The 19,801-nt window shown below is 65.0% G+C and carries 12 protein-coding genes and 3 rRNA genes (1 of these 15 cut by a window edge); 4 read left to right on the top strand and 11 right to left on the bottom strand.

The window, feature by feature from the left end; genetic code table 11:
- Nucleotides 1–3: 3 nt before the first annotated feature.
- The 3 genes from ctaD to ACZ75I_RS01695 are packed head-to-tail and all read right to left on the bottom strand — an operon-like array spanning nucleotide 4 to nucleotide 3,115.
- Nucleotides 4–1,611, bottom strand: coding sequence for a cytochrome c oxidase subunit I (ctaD, locus tag ACZ75I_RS01705; protein WP_072169019.1), 1,608 nt, complete (start codon nucleotides 1,609–1,611; stop codon nucleotides 4–6).
- A 59-nt stretch (nucleotides 1,612–1,670) separates the two neighbouring features.
- On the bottom strand, nucleotides 1,671–2,627 hold the full coding sequence (gene coxB / locus ACZ75I_RS01700) for a cytochrome c oxidase subunit II (protein WP_472958597.1): 957 nt from the start codon (nucleotides 2,625–2,627) through the stop codon (nucleotides 1,671–1,673).
- Between the two features lie 11 nt (nucleotides 2,628–2,638).
- Nucleotides 2,639–3,115 carry a DUF2244 domain-containing protein gene (locus ACZ75I_RS01695; RefSeq protein ID WP_021202927.1) on the bottom strand — a complete coding sequence of 159 codons (477 nt, stop codon included), beginning with the start codon at nucleotides 3,113–3,115 and terminating at the stop codon, nucleotides 2,639–2,641.
- A 272-nt stretch (nucleotides 3,116–3,387) separates the two neighbouring features.
- Here ACZ75I_RS01695 and putA point away from each other — a divergent pair, with 272 nt between their 5' ends.
- Complete coding sequence (gene putA / locus ACZ75I_RS01690; protein WP_180869241.1) at nucleotides 3,388–6,606, top strand: bifunctional proline dehydrogenase/L-glutamate gamma-semialdehyde dehydrogenase PutA; 3,219 nt, start codon at nucleotides 3,388–3,390, stop codon at nucleotides 6,604–6,606.
- Nucleotides 6,607–6,724: 118 nt separating this feature from the next.
- Here putA and ACZ75I_RS01685 read toward each other — a convergent pair whose 3' ends face one another.
- The 3 genes from ACZ75I_RS01685 to ACZ75I_RS01675 form a co-directional block, all read right to left on the bottom strand.
- Nucleotides 6,725–7,798 carry an AAA family ATPase gene (locus ACZ75I_RS01685; protein ID WP_180869243.1) on the bottom strand — a complete coding sequence of 358 codons (1,074 nt, stop codon included), beginning with the start codon at nucleotides 7,796–7,798 and terminating at the stop codon, nucleotides 6,725–6,727.
- Entirely contained in the window at nucleotides 7,785–8,384 is a 600-nt protein-coding gene (gene pnuC / locus ACZ75I_RS01680; protein WP_061480368.1) for a nicotinamide riboside transporter PnuC, read from the bottom strand. Before pnuC ends, ACZ75I_RS01685 begins: the two co-directional genes overlap by 14 nt.
- A gap of 134 nt (nucleotides 8,385–8,518) precedes the next feature.
- The gene (locus ACZ75I_RS01675; RefSeq protein ID WP_058981503.1) at nucleotides 8,519–9,946 is read right to left on the bottom strand and encodes an outer membrane protein transport protein; all 1,428 of its coding nucleotides are present in this window, start codon (nucleotides 9,944–9,946) and stop codon (nucleotides 8,519–8,521) included.
- Between the two features lie 225 nt (nucleotides 9,947–10,171).
- On the opposite strand from ACZ75I_RS01675, the gene ACZ75I_RS01670 reads away from it, so the two are divergent.
- Entirely contained in the window at nucleotides 10,172–10,864 is a 693-nt protein-coding gene (locus ACZ75I_RS01670) for a rhomboid family intramembrane serine protease (protein ID WP_005414994.1), read from the top strand.
- 60 nt (nucleotides 10,865–10,924) lie between these two features.
- Here the strand turns inward: ACZ75I_RS01670 and ACZ75I_RS01665 are convergent, their stop codons facing one another.
- Both ACZ75I_RS01665 and ACZ75I_RS01660 read right to left on the bottom strand, forming a co-directional pair.
- Nucleotides 10,925–12,385, bottom strand: a complete 1,461-nt coding sequence (locus ACZ75I_RS01665; protein ID WP_134969257.1) for a S41 family peptidase — start codon at nucleotides 12,383–12,385, stop codon at nucleotides 10,925–10,927.
- A gap of 108 nt (nucleotides 12,386–12,493) precedes the next feature.
- Entirely contained in the window at nucleotides 12,494–13,792 is a 1,299-nt protein-coding gene (locus ACZ75I_RS01660; RefSeq protein ID WP_180869246.1) for a murein hydrolase activator EnvC family protein, read from the bottom strand.
- A gap of 95 nt (nucleotides 13,793–13,887) precedes the next feature.
- Between ACZ75I_RS01660 and ACZ75I_RS01655 the strand changes: the two genes are divergently transcribed.
- Nucleotides 13,888–14,550, top strand: a complete 663-nt coding sequence (locus ACZ75I_RS01655) for a DUF4097 family beta strand repeat-containing protein (protein WP_134969460.1) — start codon at nucleotides 13,888–13,890, stop codon at nucleotides 14,548–14,550.
- Between the two features lie 86 nt (nucleotides 14,551–14,636).
- Nucleotides 14,637–16,346 (top strand): M28 family metallopeptidase, encoded by a 1,710-nt coding sequence (locus ACZ75I_RS01650; RefSeq protein ID WP_472958596.1) that lies wholly within the window; start codon nucleotides 14,637–14,639, stop codon nucleotides 16,344–16,346.
- A 315-nt stretch (nucleotides 16,347–16,661) separates the two neighbouring features.
- Here ACZ75I_RS01650 and rrf (ACZ75I_RS01645) read toward each other — a convergent pair.
- The 3 genes from rrf (ACZ75I_RS01645) to ACZ75I_RS01635 all read right to left on the bottom strand — a co-directional run.
- Nucleotides 16,662–16,776 (bottom strand): 5S ribosomal RNA (gene rrf, locus ACZ75I_RS01645).
- A gap of 131 nt (nucleotides 16,777–16,907) precedes the next feature.
- Nucleotides 16,908–17,022, bottom strand: a 5S ribosomal RNA gene (gene rrf, locus ACZ75I_RS01640).
- A 125-nt stretch (nucleotides 17,023–17,147) separates the two neighbouring features.
- A 23S ribosomal RNA gene (locus tag ACZ75I_RS01635) occupies nucleotides 17,148–19,801 on the bottom strand; it runs 224 nt beyond the window's last position.

Here is a 19,801-nt window from a genome sequence, read left to right as displayed (position 1 = left end):
ACCTCAATGCGTGATGTCGTCATGCGCCAGATCCCCCGGACGGATGGTTGGCGGCGTGGTGAAGGTGTGCGCCGGTGCCGGCGATGGCAGCGTCCACTCCAGCCCGCGTGCACCTTCCCAGCTGCGTGCTTCGGCCTTCTCGCCGTTGCGCAGCGAGGACAGCAGGATCGCGGCCATCATGAACGGCGTGACGAACATGCCGAACGCACCGATCGAGCTGATCAGGTTCCAGTCGGCGAAGGCCACGCTGTAATCGGGAATGCGGCGCGGCATGCCGGCCAGGCCGAGGAAATGCTGCGGGAAGAACAGCAGGTTGACGAACACGATCGACCACCAGAAGTGCACCTTGGCCCACTTCTCGCTGTACATGCGCCCGGTCCACTTCGGCCACCAGTAATACACCGCCGCGATCAGCGCGAACACCGCGCCGGTCACCAGCACGTAGTGGAAATGCGCAACCACGAAGTAGGTGTCGTGGTACTGGAAGTCGGCCGCCACGATGGCCAGCATCAGGCCGGAGAAGCCACCGATGGTGAACAGGATGACGAAGGCCACCGACCACAGCATCGGCGCCTCGAAGGTGAGCGAGCCCCGCCACATGGTGCTGACCCAGTTGAACACCTTCACGCCGGTCGGGATCGAGATCAGCATGGTGGCGAACATGAAGTAGATCTCGCCGCCCAGCGGCATGCCCACGGTGAACATGTGGTGGGCCCAGACGATGAACGACAGGAACGCGATCGCGGCGGTGGCGTACACCATCGCCTGGTAGCCGAACAGCGGCTTGCGGCTGAAGGTCGGGATGATCTCGCTGACCACGCCGAAGGCGGGCAGGATCATGATGTAGACCTCGGGATGGCCGAAGAACCAGAAGATGTGCTGGTACATCACCGGGTCACCGCCACCGGCGGCGTTGAAGAAACTGGTGCCGAAGAACTTGTCGGTCAGCAGCATGGTCACCGCACCGGCCAGCACCGGCATCACCGCGATCAGCAGGAAGGCGGTGATCAGCCAGGCCCAGCAGAAGATCGGCATCTTCAGCAGGTCGATGCCCGGCGCGCGCATGTTGAGCACAGTGGCGATGATGTTGATCGCGCCCATGATCGAGCTGATGCCGGCCACGTGGATGGCGAACACGCTGAAGGCCACGTTGTAGCCGCCCTGCAGCGACAGCGGCGGATACAGCGTCCAGCCACCGGCCGGCGCACCACCGGGCAGGAACAGGGTCAGCAGCAGCAGGCTGAAAGCCACCGGCAGCAACCAGAACGACCAGTTGTTCATGCGCGGCAGCGCCATGTCCGGCGCACCGATCTGCAGCGGGATCATCCAGTTGGCAAGGCCGACGAACGCCGGCATCACGCCGCCGAAGATCATCACCAGCGCATGCACGGTGGTCATCTGGTTGAAGAACTCGGGCTTGACGAACTGCAGGCCCGGCTGCGCCAGCTCGGCGCGGATCACCACGCTCATCGCCGCACCGACGATGAACATGATGAAGCTGAAACCCAGGTACAGCGTGCCGATGTCCTTGTGGTTGGTCGAGAAGAACCAACGCTCGAAGAAGCTCTGGTGATGATGGTGATCGTCGTGCCCAACTGCCGAGTGCGCCATTGCAAAACACCTCTCAGAATCGGTTGTCACCACGGCCGCCAGCGGCCGCGGGCTTTACATCACGCGCCGCTGGCCGCAACCGCAGGTGCGTTGCCGGCTTCGGCAGCAGCAGGTGCCGCCGGTGCTTCGATCGCAGGGGCAGCCGGTTCTGCAGGTGCCGCAGGGGGAGCGGGTTCGGCAGCCGGCGCCGGCTTGCGCTGCGCCAGCCACTGTTTGAAGTCCTCCTTGGACACCGCCTCGACCACGATCGGCATGAAGCCGTGGTCCTTGCCGCACAGCTCGGCGCACTGCCCGCGGTACACCCCGGGCTGCTCGATGCTGGTCCAGGCTTCGTTGATGAAGCCGGGGATGGCGTCCTGCTTCCAGCCCAGCGCCGGTACCCACCAGGCGTGGATCACGTCGTCGGAGGTGATGACGAAACGCACCTTGGTATCGACCGGCAACACCAGCCGGTTGTCGACGTCCAGCAGGTAGTGCGGATGGCTTTCACGGGTCGGCACGATGCCACTTTGCCGCACGCGGTCGGACTCGCGATCCAGGCGGCTGGTGAAGGTGACGTTCTCGCCGAGGTATTCGTACTTCCACATCCACTGGTAGCCGGTGACCTTGACCGTCATCTCGGCATCGCGGGTGTCGTACATCTTGATCAGGTTGGCCGTGGCCGGCCATGCCATCACGATCAGGATGATCACCGGGATCACCGTCCAGATGATCTCGGCCTTGGTGTTGTGGCTGAACGTGGCCGCGACCGCGCCCTTGGATTTGCGGAACTTGAAGATGGCGTAGGCCATCGCCCCGAACACGATGACGCCGATCACCATGCAGATGATCAACGACAGGTTGTTCGATTCCCAGGCCAGGCGCGAGGTCTGGGTCACCCCCTTGCCCATGTTCAGCTGCCACGGCTTGGGATCGGCCGCATGGGCCCAGGCCGACGCCGGAATCAGTCCCCCGGTCGCCAGCATCGCGGCGACCGCGTTCACGCACTTCGTGCCCCACCTGCTGCTTTGCTTCATTGCCTAGACCCTTAGCGTCGTCGGTTGCCGCCATCGCTGGCGGCGAGCAAGCTTTCAAGTGTCTCTGCGAGCGTCTGGCGTTCGGCCGGCGCGAGGAAACTCCCCACCTCCACCTGCCGGCCGCTGGATGCCAGCCGGACCCTCTCATCGTCGGTGAGCAGGCGCACCCAGTGCGGGTGGGCCCGGAACACCGGCGATCCACCGGGTACGGGGATGACCTCCACGTACGCCGGCACTACCCGGATCTCCTCCTGCCGTTCACCGCTGCGCCACAAGGCACGCAGCGCCGCCGCCAGCACCAGGCTGTACAGCAGCGCGAACAGGGGGGCGAATGCATTGCCGGCCCACCACCCGAGGGCGGACACCAGCCACATCGCACCCGACAACACGGTGAACAACAGGACGAACTGCCGGGCATCGAGCGCCCGTGGGGGACGCAGCCGCAGCTGCGTACCTGACCCATCCGGAGCTGGAAGCACCTCGATCATGTCGCAACCGCGTTCCTGCCGCGGGAAACGTCTCGATGGTAGCCCCGCCCTCTCGCCGGTAGCAAGGGTGCATTCACACTTTTTCCGATGCTGCAACACAGCATGAGGTCGGCGGCACGAATGACGAATTCAGCACAAATCTTGCCGGGTTTGCTGAACACGCCGAATCCACCACCGTTAGTAGCTATCAGCCCTTCATGAAGGTCTGCAGGGCACTTCCGAAGGCCGCAAAAATGATTAAAATCGCCAAGTTTTCCACTGGCCGGACCGGCATGAACGCACCTTCCTCCTCCCCTGCCGCCCACGACGCCCCGCGTCCGGGCGCGCTGCTGTCGCCGGAACTGCCGGCGCCCCCCAACCCGTTCCGCCAGGCCATCACCGATGCCTGGTTGAAGGACGAGGCCAGCCACGTGCGTGAGCTGCTGGCGCAGGCGCGCCTGCCCGCCGAGGAACAGGCCAGGGTGCAGGCGCTGGCCGCCGACCTGGTCGGCCGCGTGCGCGTGCGTGCCAAGGACCAGGGCGCGATCGAAGCCTTCATGCGCCAGTACGACCTGGGCAGCGAAGAGGGCGTGCTGCTGATGTGCGTGGCCGAAGCGCTGCTGCGCATTCCGGACCAGGACACCGCCGACAAGCTGATCCGCGACAAGCTGGCCGATGCCGACTGGGAAAAGCACCTGGGCGGCAGCGATTCGGTGCTGGTCAACGCCTCCACCTGGGGCCTGATGCTGACCGGCAAGCTGGTACAGATGAACGACGCCACCCGCGCCGATGCGCCCAGCGCGTTCAAGCGCCTGGTCGGCCGCGTCGGTGAGCCGGTGGTGCGCCTGGCCGTGCGCCAGGCGATGAAGATCATGGGCCACCAGTTCGTCATGGGCCGCACCATCAGCGAGGCGCTGTCGCGCTCGCACAAGGGCGACAACGCCAGCTACCGCTACTCCTTCGACATGCTCGGCGAAGGCGCGCTGACCATGAAGGACGCACTTCGCTACCTGGAAGACTACCGTCGCGCGATCCACGCCATCGGCGGTGATCACAAGGCCCGCGGCGGCCGCCCGGACGGCGACGTCAACAACGCCCCGGGCATCTCGATCAAGCTGTCGGCGCTGTACCCCCGCTACGAGCACGCCAAGCGCGAGCGCGTGCTGAAGGACCTGGTGCCGGGCGTGCTGGAACTGGCACAGCTGGCCAAGAGCTACGGCATCGGCTGCACCGTCGACGCCGAAGAGTCCGATCGCCTGGAACTGTCGCTGGACATCATCGAGCAGGTGTTCTCCGACGCCTCGCTGGCTGGCTGGGATGGCTTCGGCGTGGTCGTGCAGGCCTACCAGAAGCGCACGCCCTACACGATCGACCACCTGGCCGACATGGCGCGCCGCGCCGGCCGCCGCCTGCAGGTGCGCCTGGTCAAGGGCGCCTACTGGGATGCCGAGATCAAGCGTGCGCAGATCGAAGGCTATCCGGGCTACCCGGTGTTCACCCGCAAGCAGAACACCGACGTGTCCTACCTGGCCTGCGCCAAGCGGCTGTTCACCCATGCGGACGCGATCTACCCGATGTTCGCCACGCACAACGCGCACACCATCGCGGCGGTGCGCAGCATCGCCAACGGCGGCGTGTACGAGCACCAGAAGCTGCACGGCATGGGCGACGACCTGTACGCCGAAGTGGTGCCGGCCGACCGCTTGAACCTGCCCTGCCGCGTGTACGCCCCGGTCGGTTCGCATGAAGACCTGCTGCCGTACCTGGTGCGCCGCCTGCTGGAAAACGGCGCCAACTCCAGCTTCGTCAACCGCATCACCGACGAGCGCGTGCCGATCGCCGACCTGATCCGCGATCCGGTCGAGATGGTCGCCTCGTTCGAATCGATTCCGCATCCCAAGATCCCGCTGCCGGTTGACCTGCTGCGCAGCCAGAACCACGACAGGAAGAACTCCATGGGCGCCAACCTCGCCAACGACAACGAACTGCGCGCCCTGGCCGAGCAGCTCAACGCCGCCGTGAAGCCCTGGCAGGCCTCGCCGCTGGTACCGGGTGCCAACCCGGCCGGCGCCGCGCTGCCGGTGACCAACCCGGCCGACACCCGCGAAGTGGTCGGCCAGTGGATGGCCGCCGATGCCGCTACCGTGCAGAAGGCGCTGGCGAATGCCGTAGCCGCGCAGCCGGCCTGGAACCGCACCCCGGCCGCCAGCCGCGCCGCCATCCTCGAACACGCCGCCGACCAGCTGGAAGCGCGCATGCCGGAGTTCATGGCGCTGTGCGTGAAGGAAGCCGGCAAGAGCCTGCCCGACAGCATCGCCGAAGTGCGCGAAGCCGTGGATTTCCTGCGCTACTACGCCAAGCAGGCGCGCGAGCAGTTCAGCCACGCCGAGAAGCTGCCGAGCCCGACCGGTGAGTCCAACGAGCTGCAGCTGCACGGCCGCGGCGTGTTCGTCTGCATCAGCCCGTGGAACTTCCCACTGGCGATCTTCCTGGGCCAGGTCGCCGCTGCTCTGGCCGCCGGCAACAGCGTCATCGCCAAGCCGGCCGAGCAGACCAACCTGATCGGCTACTACGCGGTGAAGCTGCTGCACGATGCCGGCGTGCCGGCCGAGGTGGTGCAGTTCCTGCCGGGCGACGGCGCCACCGTGGGTGCGGCGCTGACCGCCGACCCGCGCGTGGCCGGCGTGGCCTTCACCGGCTCCACCGAGACCGCCCGTGTGATCAACCGTGCGATGGCCGCGCGTGACGCCGCCATCGGCGTGCTGATCGCCGAGACCGGTGGCCAGAACGCCTTCATCGCCGACTCCTCGGCACTTCCGGAACAGCTGGTCAAGGACGCGATCGGTTCGGCCTTCACCTCCGCTGGCCAGCGCTGCTCGGCCGCGCGCGTGCTGTTCGTGCAGGACGACATCGCCGACAAGGTGATGACCATGCTGGCCGGCGCGATGAAGGAGCTGAAGGTTGGCAACCCGGGCCTGCTGTCCACCGACGTCGGCCCGGTGATCGATGCCGACGCGCTGAAGATCCTGCAGGACCACGCCGAGCGCATGGACCGCGAAGCGCGCCTGATCGCCGCCGCCGAGCTGTCCGCCGAAACCGCCCACGGCACCTTCTTCGCACCGCGCGCGTACGAGCTGAAGGACCTGGGCCAGCTGCAGAAGGAAGTGTTCGGTCCGGTCCTGCACGTGATCCGCTGGAAGGGCGACCAGCTCGACGCGGTGATCGACCAGATCAACGCCACCGGCTACGGCCTGACCCTGGGCGTGCATTCGCGCATCGACGAAACCGTTGACCGCATCAGCAACGGCGTCCACGTCGGCAACGTGTACGTCAACCGCAACCAGATCGGTGCAGTGGTCGGCGTGCAGCCGTTCGGCGGCCAGGGCCTGTCCGGCACCGGCCCGAAGGCCGGCGGCCCGCACTACCTGCTGCGCTTTGCCACCGAAAAGACGGTGACGGTGAACACCACCGCCGCCGGCGGCAACGCCTCGCTGCTGACCCTGGGCGACTGATCGCCTGCTTGGTGCGGCAAACAAGAAACCCCGCGAACGCGGGGTTTCTTGTGTTTTGCTTCCTGTAGAGCCGAGCCCACGCTCGGCTTTCCTGGCGCAGCCGAGCATGGGCTCGGCGCTACAGAGGCAGGGCGACACTGAACCGGTTGTCCGCACGCTTCGCCAGCTCGCCCTGCACGCGCGCGGTGCGCGCTTCCAGATCGCCCTCCAGCAGCACGTATTCGACGCCCCGCGCCTGCAGCTCGCGCACGTACCACGCATGCTGCTGCGCCCGGAAGGCTTCGCCCACCCGAGTGCCGTCCTGATCGAAAGGGATATCCGGCGCACACAGGAACAGCAGGTCATATGGCCGCAATGCAGCCTGCCGCAGTGCCTCCGGCGCCGTACCAGACATCCAGCCGCTGTAGCCCAGCGTCACCAGCGGCGTGGTATCGCAGAACAGCCAGCGATGCGCCCGCCGCGCAGCCTTGTCTTCATGCTGCGGCTGGGTCATTGCGATGCGAAGCAGATCGTCCGGCATCAGGTCGCCCCCCTGCTGCTCCCAGAGCGTGCGGCCATACTCCGGCACCCAGGCGGTCTGCAGGCGCTCGGCCATCACCCGCGCCAGCGTGGTCTTGCCACTGGACTCGCCACCAATGAAGGCCACGCGCTGCACGTATCCGGCGTACACCTCCGGTGCGAGACCATGGCGGTGCGCATGCGGATCAGCGCGCAGCTGGGTGCCGCACGCCTGCCCGACGTCCAATGCGCGTTCGAGCCGCTCATGGCGTACCGGCCCACCGAAGTGCGTGGCCAGCGCCTGCGCGAAGCCGTCACCGTAGTCCTCGCCGGTGAATACCGCCTGCACCGGGCCACCGAACAGGTGCTGGCACAGCCAGGCGGTGAACTCGCGCTGCACGTGTTCGCTGTCGCTGTCGTGCGGCAGCGTGCGCACGGGCAAACCGTGCTGCGTGCACAATGCTACCAGCCGCGCGTCATCAAGCACCGCCACCGTCGCCTGCGGGAAGCGCGCTCGCAGCCAGCGCTCGCGACGCTCGGCGCTGTAGCCTGGGAAACCCGGCTGCGACCAGCCGATCACCAGCAACTGCCGGCAGCGCGTAGCGGCGAAGTCGATCAGGCGTTCGTGGCCGAGGTGCAGCGGGCAGAACTTGCCCACCACCAGGCCGCGCGCGACGCGCTCAGGCGGCGGCATCGGCTGCCTTGGCCTCGGTCCGCATCAGATGACGCCAATGGCGCAGGGCGACCAGCGCGTTTATCCAGAAACCGATGTAGAGGATCGAGGTCAGATGCAGGCCACGGCTGTAGTACAGCGGCACTGCCACGGTGTTCACCAGCAGCCACACCCACCACGATTCCAGCTTGCGCCGCATCATCAGGATCTGCGCGATCACGCTCAGTACCAGCACCGCCGAATCGATGTAAGGCGCATAGGCGTTGGTCAGTCGGGTCAGCATCCAGCCGTAGCCGAACGTGGCCACCACCGCCAGCGGCGCCAGCCAGGCCCATGCACGCGGCCGCAGCGCAGTGATCGGCAGCGGCGCGCCATGGTCGCCGCGCAGCCACTGCCACCAGCCCAGTACGCTGATGGCGATGAAGAAGAACTGCAGCACCATGTCCGCATACAGGTGCGAGCGCTCGAACACGGCCGCAAACAATGCGCAGCCGACGATGCCCAACCACCAGGTGTGCACGTTGTTGCGACCAGCCAGCAGGATCGAGCCGGCGACGGCGATGTTGGCAGCCAGCTCCAGCTGGAAGTTCGGGTCGGACAGGTTCATCGCACCATTGTCGCGTAGATCCACGCCCTGCGTCGTCGGACCAACAGATCCATGCCATGCGTGGATACCCTCCGCAAAAAGAAAGCCCCGCTTGCGCGGGGCTCTCCTCGTACTGCTTCAGGCAATCGCCCGAATCAGAACTTGTACTGCATCGACGCCGCCAGCACGTCGCCGCTCACCTTGTACTTGCCGGTCACGGTGTTGGCAGTGGCCGAGGTCGAGGTGATGTTCGGATCCTTGGTGAACAGGTGGGTGTAACCCACGCTGTATTCCATCTTGTCCGAAGCGGCGTAGGTCAGGCCCAGCGACAGCCACTTGCGGGTGGTGTCCGGCACGCGCACGTCACGGTGGGCGTCGGTGGTCGGGGTCTGGTCGTACGCCAGGCCGCCACGCAGGGTCAGCTTGTCGTTCACGCGGAAATCGGTACCGATCGACGCGAAGGTGGTGTCGCGGTAGTGGAACGGCAGCACGCTGTCCGGCTGGTTGGAGTCATAGTCGACGGTGACCTGGTCGAACTTGCTCCACGCCGTGCGCGTGACCTCGGCCATGATCTGCCACTGGTCGTTCACGCGATGGGTGAAGCCCATGGTGGCGCTGGCCGGCAGGGTGATGGTGGCGCGGCCGTTGCTGTCGATGAAGGTACCCGGGGCGGCAGTGGCCAGGAAGGCGGCAGCGTTCTGCGGGATGGTGAAGTCGGCCTTGCCGTCGGTGATCTTGTGCTCGACCTTCGAGCGGTAGCTGAAGGCGATGTTGGTGCCTTCCACCGGGGTGACCGTCATGCCCAGGGTGTAGCCGACCGACACTTCGTCGCCCTTGATGCGCAGGTAGCCATCGGCGGTGCCCGGGGCGAAGCCCTGTTGGGCCATGGCCACGGCAGCCTGGCGCGAGGCAGCAGCGGCCTGCGCAGCGGTGCCGCCGGCAGCCAGCACACGCGCCGCAGCCGTGCGCTGGGCGCTGGCGTTGATCGCGGTGCCGGTGTCGACAGCGCTGGTCAGGTCGACGTTCAGGCGCTCGGCGAACACCGAAGCACCGAACGACAGGTACGGGTTGACGTCATAGGAGAACGCCACGCCCAGGTCGATCGCCTGCAGCTCGGTCTTGACGCCATTGTAGCGGCCGACCCAGTCGCGGTCGTATTCGGTCTTGAAGCCGAACGGCACGGTCAGCGACGCACCGAAGTGCATGTTGTCGTTCTCGCCGAACGGCACGTGGAAGTACGCGGCCGGAACCGGGGCGATCATGCCGGCGTCGCCGCCGTTGCCACCGGAAATCGGCGCGCCGTTGCCGTACTGGCCCTGGCCGCGGAACTTGGCGCCGAAGCTGATGGCGCTGACGTCGCCCTGGACCAGGGTGCCGTCGAGCAGGCGCATGGAGGCCGGGTTGGTGGCGATGACCGAGGCGTCACCTTCGGTCGAGGTGGAGCCGGCGAACGCGCGGCCCAGGCCCTTGGCGCTGTTTTCCTTCAGCTGGAAGGCGGCAGCATTGGCATCGGCGGCGGCCAGCGCACCGGCAACGCCGACGGCCAGCAGGGTCAGTCGGGCAATGGTGGAAGCAGTTTGCATCGTAGTTCTCTCTCCGGTAAGCGGTGATGGTGCTCTGAGTGCGCCTGCGCCCGCCGGGTCCTGGGACCCATCGGAGCGCGCCGGATTCCCCTCCCGACATACGACGCCGTATGCGAGTATTACCCAGAGCTGTTAATGAAACAATAACAGCGCAGGCGGTTTTTTCGTCTCAAAAGCTGAACAGGACCGTCCCCACTGAAAGTGGCCGCACGCTAGGCTATTGGCATGTTCGTCTCGCTCCCGTCCCGCAAGAAGGCGGCCCTGCGCTGGGCCACGCCCGTGCTGTTCGCGTCATTGTGGCTGGCGTTCCTGTGGTCGATCTCGCGTCCGGACGATGCCCGCGGCAGCCTCTGGCTGGACTGGGGCGCCCTGTCCACCGGCCTGACCCGCCCGCTGGACTGGTGGGCGACGCTGCAGGACGGCAGCGTGCTGCGCCTGTTCACCGCCCTGTTCCTGCACGCCGACTGGTCACACCTGCTGGGCAACCTGGTGTTCCTGCTGATCTTCGGCCTGCCCGCCGAGCGGGTGCTGGGGCCGTGGCGGCTGCTGCTGCTGTTCCTGGTCGGCGGCGCAGTGTCGAACCTGGTCGCGATCTACACCATGGGCAGCCCGGACCAGATCATCATCGGCGCCAGCGGCGCGGTGTCGGCCCTGATCGGTGCGTATCTGGCCCTGTTCCCAGGCGCGCGGCTGGGCGTGGTGATCCCGCTCGGCCTGTTCCTGGAGTTCGTGCGCGCCCCGGCGTACCTGCTGATCGGCGTCTGGGCGGCGCTGCAGGTGGTGTTCGCCCACATCGGCCCCAGCTTCGGCATGGTGGCCTGGTGGGCGCACATCGGCGGCTTCGTGTTCGGCGTGGTGTACGGGGTCTATGTACGCGCCGCGATCGCGCGCCGCCTGCGCAAGCGGCACGGCTTCTGATCCAGGTAGAGCCGGCCGCTGGCCGGCTCCACGCTCACCCGCTCGTTCGTAGACCAGGAATCAAGGCTTGGCCGGCACAGGAGCGGGCTTGGCTTCCGGCGTGCTGTCTGCCTTCGGTTCGACCTTCGGCTCCGGCTTGGCTTCGGGCTTCGCCGCAGCGGCCTTCGCGGGCTTGGCGGCATCCGCCTTCGCGGCTTCGGCCTTCAACCGTGCGGCCACCGAGCCCGGGTTCTTCAGCTCGGCCAGCGCGTCGTTGATCGGGCCGTCGCCCGGCAGCACCGCACCGGCGTGGTAGCCCTCGGTGCCTTCGTCGTCGCCGCGCAGATGGCCCGGCAGTGTCGCTTCGCTGTAATCGCTCAGGCTGGCCGGCAGGGCATCCTCCGCCGACGTAGCGGCGGGCTTCAACTCAACATCCGGCACGATGCCGGTGGCCTGGATCGACTTGCCGCTGGGCGTGTAATAGCGCGCGGTGGTCAGCTTCACCGAATCGCCGTTGTCCAGCGGCAGCACGGTCTGCACCGAGCCCTTGCCGAAGGTGCGGCTGCCCACCACGCGGGCGCGCTTGTTGTCGCGCAGCGCGCCAGCCAGCACTTCCGAGGCGCTGGCCGAACCGGCATCGGCCAGCACCACCACCGGTGCGCCCTTCAGCAGGTCGCCCGGGGTCGCGTCGAACCGGGCATCGCTGATGCTGATGCGGCCGCGGGTGCTGACGATGTTGCCCTTGTCGAGCAGATCGTCGGCCACCTGCACCGCAGCGGTCAGCAGGCCACCCGGGTTGCTGCGCAGATCCAGCACCAGGCCCTTGAGCTGGCCACCGGACTGCTTCTGCAGCTGCTGCACGTGCTTCTGGAAGTCCGAGCCAGTATCGGCCTGGAAGGTGCTCAGGCGGATATAGCCATAGCCCGGCTCGAGCAGGCGGCTGCGCACGCTGGTCACGCGGATGGTCTGGCGGGTCAGGCTGACATCGAACGGCTTCGGCTTGCCGTCACGCACGATGGTCAGCACCACCTTGCTGCCGGCCGGGCCGCGCAGCGGTTCACTCGCATCGATCGCGCTGATCGGCTTGCCGTCGATGGCAATGATCAAATCGCCGGCAAGGATGCCGGCCTTGGCTGCCGGCGTGTCGTCGATCGGCGCGATCACCTTCATGCTGGCGTTGTCCGGCTGCTGCTGCAGCTCCACGCCGATGCCCTCGTAGGCACCGTTGGCCTGCTCGTCGAAGGCCTGCGCGTCTTCCTTGTTGAAGTAGGTGCTGTGCGGATCAAGGTCGAGCAGCAGGCCACGCACGGCTGACTGCATCAGCTTCTTGTCATCGACCGGGTCGACATAGGCGGCGCGCACCGCGTTGTACACGGCCACGAAACGGCGGATTTCCTCCAGCGGCACCTTCGAGGTCACCGCCTCCTCGCTGTTCGCTGCCTGCCCGCTGGTTTCCTGGCTCGGGGCGGGCGCGGTCTGCTGCGCCCAGGACAGCGCTGGCAACAGGGCCAGCAAGAGGGTGGCGGTACGGGCTGCGCGCATGGATCACTCCTGTCGACGGTGGCATGGTGCCCAAGGCACATGCACCGATTATGCGCGAAGCACAGCTAAATTCCCGTTGAATCCGGCCCGCATCCGGCGGGCCGGGATTCAGCGCCGCTGCAGCCAGCTGTCCGGGTTGACCGGCTGCCCGCCACGGCGCAGCTCGAAGTACAGCGCGGTGACGCCCTGGCCGCCGGAATTGCCGACCTTGGCCACGGCATCGCCGCGGCTGACCCGCGCGCCAGCATCCTTCAGCAGGGTGTCGTTATGCGCGTAAAGGCTCATGTAGCCGTTGCCGTGGTCGACGATCAGGATCATGCCGTAGCCGGTCATCCAGTCGGAGAACACCACGGTGCCATCGGCCACGGCCGTGACCGTGCTGCCGGCTGGCGCGCCGATCAGCACACCGCTGCTGGTGCGCCCATCGGGCAGCTTGCCGCCATAGCGGGCCAGCAGGTTGCCGGACAACGGCCAACCCAGGCCGCCGACCTTCGGCGCCGGTGCCGACGCCACCGCAGGTGGAACCTTGGTGGGCGGCGGTGGACGGCCCTGCGCGGCGGCCTGACGTGCGGCGCGCTCGGCAGCGGCTTTCTCGGCGGCGGCCCGGCGTGCAGCGGCGCGCCGCTCGGCTTCGGCCCGCGCGGCAGCGGCACGCAGGTTGGCCAGCAGCGTTTCCAGTGCCTTGGCGTCCTGGCCCAGTGCCTGTTCCTTCTCGCGCTGGTCCTTGAAGCGCTCTTCCAGCGAGGCAACGGTCTTTGCGCGATCGCGGCGGTCCGCTTCCAGGGCGGCTGCCTGCTGTTTCTGGTCCTGCTGCGTCCCCTGCAGCTTCTGCTTGCGCTCGGCGATCTGCGCCTGCAGCGCTTCCAGTTCCTTCAGGTCGGCGGTCAGCGTGGTGATCCGCTGCGCACGCTCGCGCTGCAGGTAGCGATGGTAGGCCAGGGCGCGGTTGGCATCGGCCACCGTGTCCTGCGACAGCAGCAGCTTCAGCGGTGCGTGGTTGCCCAGCTGATACGCCGCGCGCAACAGCCCGGCCAGTTCGCGGTGCTGCTGGGCCAGGTTGCCCTGCAGCGCGCTGCGGCGCTGCTCGGCTTCGGCCAGGGCGCGGCCCTGCTCGCGCAGCGCGGCTTCCGTCTGCGCAAGGGCACGGCCGGTGCGGGCGACCTTCTCGTCGGCCTCGCGCAGCTGCCGCGATGCCTGCCCGCGCTGGCCCTCGATCTGCCGTCGCTCCTGCGCCACGCCCTTCAGTTCGGTACGCAGTTTCTGCAGCTTGCGCTCGGTCTCGCGGGTGGTCTGCGCACCACTGGGCAGCGGCAGGGCCAGCGCCAACGCCAGCCCCAGCAGCAGGCAGCGACCGCCGCGGGCAGCGGCGATGTGATGTCGGCGTGATGGGAAGGCATTGTCGCGCAAGGGCTTTCCAGTGACTTCAGGCAGTTGCGGGGGCTACCGGGGAATGGTGACATCTCCGCACGCGGCCTGCCAGCCGCACATCCATCGAGGTCGCCATGAAAACTCTTTCCATTCCGCTGCTGTTGGGCGTACTGCTGGCCACCGGGCCGGTCTGTGCGCAGGAGAACATCAGCAAGGTCAACGGCAGCATCAGCGCCGAACCCGGTCAACGCTATGGCAAGCTGGACACCGTCAACGGCGGCATCCGCGTCGGCGAGGGCGTCGAGACCGGCAGCATCGACACCGTCAACGGCGGGGTGAAGGTCGCCGACCGCGCCCGCACCGGCAAGATCGAAACGGTCAACGGCGGTGTGCGCCTGGGGCGCGAAGTGATTGCCAGCGGCGGTGTCAGCACGGTCAATGGCAGCATCTTCAGCGATCGCGGCAGCCAGATCGAAGGCGGCGTCGAGACCGTCAACGGCGGCATCGGCCTGGTCGAGAGCCGCGTCGGCAAGGATGTGGAGACCGTCAATGGTGACATCACCGTCGGTATCGGTTCGCAGGTCAGCGGCGGTGTGCATGTGCGCAAGCCGAACTTCAGTGTCTCGCTGACCGCCAGCCGCAAGCCGCGCGTGATCATCGGCCCGAATGCGGTGGTCACCGGCCCCCTGCAGTTCGAACGCGAAGTGGTGCTGTACGTGCATCGCTCCGCTCGCATCGGCCCGGTGACCGGCGCCGAGCCAATCCCGTTCGACACCGATACCGCCCCGGCGGACTGAACCCGCCGGACCTGCCGGTTCGGTAATACTCACTGTTACCGGTCGCGCATCAGGTGCGGCCGCCCTTTGTTCTCCAGGAATCGACGATGCCCCGCAAACTCCTCCTGTGCCTGGCCGCCGCGGCCGCGCTCAGTGCCTGCAAAGGCGAAAACACGCCCGCCGCCGCGCCGGCCACCGACACCCCTGCGGCGAAGCCGGCCGCCCATTCGTTCTCCCCGGAGATCAATGCCGGCGACTTCGCCGAGATGGTCAAGACGCTGGCCTCGGATGAGTTCGAAGGCCGCGCGCCGGGCAGCAAGGGCGAAGAGCTGACGGTCAACTACATCCGCGACCAGATGCAGCGCATCGGCCTGCAGCCCGGCAACGGCGACAGCTGGTTCCAGGATGTGCCGATGACCGAGACCACGGCCGACGAATCGACCGTGCTGAAGATCACCCAGGGCGGCAAGACCACCGAGCTGAAGTTCGGCACCGACATGGTGGTGGGTACCCGCACCGGCCAGGCCGAGGTAAAGGTCGATGCCAGCGACCTGGTGTTCGTTGGCTATGGCGTCGATGCGCCGGAGCAGAAGTGGAACGATTACGCCGGCCAGGACTGGAAAGGCAAGACGGTCGTCATGTTCGTCAACGACCCGGGCTTCCACGTCGAGGACGAGAAGCTGTTCGACGGCAAACGCATGACCTACTACGGCCGCTGGACCTACAAGTTCGAGGAAGCCGCCCGCAAGGGCGCCGCTGCTGCACTGATCGTGCACGACACCGCCGGCGCCTCCTACGGCTGGGACGTGGTGAAGAACTCTTGGGCGGGCCCGCAGTACGACCTGCCGGCCAAGGATGACCCGGAAGCGCGTATCCCGGTGCAGGGCTGGCTGAGCGCCGACGCGGCCAAGGCACTGTTCGCCGGTGCCGGCCTGGACCTGGCGCAGGCCTACAAGGACGCCAGCAAGCGCGGTTTCAAGCCGGTGCCGCTGAAGGCCACCGCTGCGGTCGACCTGAAGAGCCAGATCGCACAGAAGCATTCGCGCAACGTGGTGGGTGTGCTGCCGGGCAGCAAGCGCGCTGACGAGGCGGTGCTGTACATGGCGCACTGGGATCACCTGGGCAAGCATGAGGGCGAGACCGGCGACAACATCTACAACGGCGCCGTCGATAATGCGACCGGCGTCGCCGGTATTCTCGAAGTGGCCGAAGCCATGGCCCACCAGGACCCGAAGCCGGAGCGTTCGGTGGTGTTCCTGGCCGTGACCCTGGAAGAATCCGGCCTGCTGGGTTCGAAGTACTACGTCGCCCATCCGACCTTCCCGCTGGACAAGATCGCCGGTGTGATCAACATCGATGCGATGTCGGTGGCCGGCCGTGCCAAGGACGTGACCGTCACCGGCTTCGGCAGCTCGGAGCTGGAGGACATCCTCAAGCCGTTGGCCGCCGCCCAGGACCGTACGCTGCACGGTGAGACCTCGGTACAAAGCGGCTTCTACTTCCGCTCGGATCACTTCAACTTCGCCAAGGCCGGTGTGCCGGCCCTGTACGCCGATGGCGGCGAGGACCTGCGCGAGGGTGGCGTGGAAGCGGGCCGCAAGGCCGCGGCGGACTACGGCGCCAACCGCTACCATGGCCCGAAGGACGAGTTCGACGCGGCCACCTGGAAACTGGATGGCGCCGTCGAAGACCTGCAGCTGATGTACGGCGTGGGCAAGGAACTGGCCGGTGGTGATCGTTGGCCGAACTGGTATGCAGGCAACCCGTTCAAGGCGGCCCGCGACGCGATGATGAAGGACAAGGCTTCGGCCAAGTAAAGTCGGGCCATGCTCGACTGAGGACTGCTGAGAGCAGAGCGGCGCCCCACGGGGCGCCGCTTTTCTTTTGCATACCGTCGGCGGCAGATCCACGATTGGTGTGGATCTGCCGGTAGTGCCGGCCGCTGGCCGGCAATCGATTCGTAGCGGCCAACCTTGGTTGCGCCATGCTTCCTCGCAGAGGGCATCCACGCAGGGCGTGGATCTAGCGGGCGATGTAACGCCATCGGGTTGCCGGCAAGCGGCCGGCACTACCTGTATTCCTGCGCCCAAAGAAAAACCCCGCTGCGCGAGCAGCGGGGTTTGGGGTGTAAACCCTGGCGATGACCTACTCTCGCATGGCTTGAGCCACACTACCATCGGCGCAGCTGCGTTTCACTTCCGAGTTCGGGATGGGATCGGGTGGTTCCACAGCGCTAATTTCACCAGGGAGACGGTTGCAGCAGCGCTTGCAGCGCCAGCTTCGCGATCTTGCCCTTGGGCGGAAGGTATCCAGAAAAGCAATGCCTTCACTTAATAAGAAAAACCCCGCTGCGTCAGCAGCGGGGTTTTGGGTGTAAACCCTGGCGATGACCTACTCTCGCATGGCTTGAGCCACACTACCATCGGCGCAGCTGCGTTTCACTTCCGAGTTCGGGATGGGATCGGGTGGTTCCACAGCGCTAATTTCACCAGGGAGGCTTTTGGAGTGTCGCACTCGTCCCTGGGGACAAGGCGCCAGCCTCGCATAGTTCTTGTGACGTAGCGTGCACTTGGATGCTCTTACGACGCTGTCGTAAAGCCAAGGCAACTTGAGGTTATATGGTCAAGCCGCACGGATCATTAGTATCAGTTAGCTCAATACATTGCTGTACTTACACACCTGACCTATCAACCACGTAGTCTACATGGTTCCTTCAGGGGGCTTGTGCCCCGGGAGATCTCATCTTGAGGCGCGCTTCCCGCTTAGATGCTTTCAGCGGTTATCGCTTCCGAACATAGCTACCCGGCAATGCCACTGGCGTGACAACCGGAACACCAGAGGTTCGTCCACTCCGGTCCTCTCGTACTAGGAGCAGCCCCTCTCAAATCTCCAACGCCCATGGCAGATAGGGACCGAACTGTCTCACGACGTTCTGAACCCAGCTCGCGTACCACTTTAAATGGCGAACAGCCATACCCTTGGGACCGACTACAGCCCCAGGATGTGATGAGCCGACATCGAGGTGCCAAACACCGCCGTCGATATGAACTCTTGGGCGGTATCAGCCTGTTATCCCCGGAGTACCTTTTATCCGTTGAGCGATGGCCCTTCCATACAGAACCACCGGATCACTAAGTCCTAGTTTCCTACCTGCTTGATCCGTCGATCTTGCAGTCAAGCACGCTTATGCCTTTGCACACAGTGCGCGATGTCCGACCGCGCTGAGCGTACCTTCGAGCTCCTCCGTTACTCTTTAGGAGGAGACCGCCCCAGTCAAACTACCCACCATACACGGTCCCCGACCCAGATAATGGGCCCAGGTTAGAACGTCAAGCACGACAGGGTGGTATTTCAAGGATGGCTCCGCCACAGCTAGCGCCATGGTTTCATAGCCTCCCACCTATCCTACACAGACGAACTCAACGTTCAGTGTAAAGCTATAGTAAAGGTTCACGGGGTCTTTCCGTCTTGCCACGGGAACGCTGCATCTTCACAGCGATTTCAATTTCACTGAGTCTCGGGTGGAGACAGCGCCGCTGTCGTTACGCCATTCGTGCAGGTCGGAACTTACCCGACAAGGAATTTCGCTACCTTAGGACCGTTATAGTTACGGCCGCCGTTTACTGGGGCTTCGATCAAGAGCTTCGCCTTGCGGCTGACCCCATCAATTAACCTTCCAGCACCGGGCAGGCGTCACACCCTATACGTCCACTTTCGTGTTTGCAGAGTGCTGTGTTTTTGATAAACAGTCGCAGCGGCCTGGTTACTGCGACCCTCTTCAGCTATAGCTCGCACGAGCCACCAAAAAGGGTGCACCTTCTCCCGAAGTTACGGTGCCATGTTGCCTAGTTCCTTCACCCGAGTTCTCTCAAGCGCCTGAGAATTCTCATCCTACCCACCTGTGTCGGTTTACGGTACGGTCTGCGTAAGCTGAAGCTTAGGAGCTTTTCCTGGAAGCGTGGTATCAGTGACTTTGCCATAAAGGCTCGTCTCGGTGCTCGGTCTTAAAGGATCCCGGATTTGCCAAAGATCCAAACCTACCGCCTTTCCCCAGGACAACCAACGCCTGGTACACCTAACCTTCTCCGTCCCTCCATCGCACTTACGCGAGGTGCAGGAATATTAACCTGCTTCCCATCGACTACGACTTTCGTCCTCGCCTTAGGGGCCGACTCACCCTGCGCCGATTAACGTTGCGCAAGGAAACCTTGGGCTTTCGGCGTGCGGGTTTTTCACCCGCATTATCGTTACTCATGTCAGCATTCGCACTTCCGATACCTCCAGCAGACTTCTCAATCCACCTTCAACGGCTTACGGAACGCTCCTCTACCGCGCATACAAAGTATGCACCCCAAGCTTCGGTTCTGTGCTTAGCCCCGTTAAATCTTCCCCGCAGACCGACTCGACCAGTGAGCTATTACGCTTTCTTTAAAGGGTGGCTGCTTCTAAGCCAACCTCCTGGCTGTCTGTGCCTTTCCACATGGTTTTCCACTTAGCACAAAATTTGGGACCTTAGCTGTGGGTCTGGGTTGTTTCCCTTTTCACGACGGACGTTAGCACCCGCCGTGTGTCTCCCATACAGTCCGTCTCGGTATTCGGAGTTTGCAATGGTTTGGTAAGTCGCGATGACCCCCTAGCCATAACAGTGCTCTACCCCCGAGAGGATACATATGAGGCGCTACCTAAATAGCTTTCGAGGAGAACCAGCTATCTCCGGGTTCGATTAGCTTTTCACTCCTAATCACACCTCATCCCCTACCTTTGCAACGGGAGTGGGTTCGGGCCTCCAGTGCGTGTTACCGCACCTTCACCCTGGGCATGACTAGATCACCCGGTTTCGGGTCTACTGCCCGCGACTATGCGCCCTTATCAGACTCGGTTTCCCTTCGCCTCCCCTATACGGTTAAGCTTGCCACGAACAGTAAGTCGCTGACCCATTATACAAAAGGTACGCAGTCACTCCTTGCGGAGCTCCTACTGCTTGTACGCACACGGTTTCAGGTTCTATTTCACTCCCCTCTCCGGGGTTCTTTTCGCCTTTCCCTCACGGTACTGGTTCACTATCGGTCGGTCAGTAGTATTTAGCCTTGGAGGATGGTCCCCCCATGTTCAGACAGGGTTTCACGTGCCCCGCCCTACTCGTCTTCACTGAAATGGCCCTTTCAGATACAGGGCTATCACCTTCTATGGCCACTCTTTCCAGAGTGTTTTCCTAGAACCAAATCAGCTTAAGGGCTAGTCCGCGTTCGCTCGTCGCTACTTACGGAATCTC

Source organism: Stenotrophomonas sp. X, from assembly GCF_055721025.1.
This window is presented reverse-complemented; position numbering and strand designations above follow the sequence as displayed.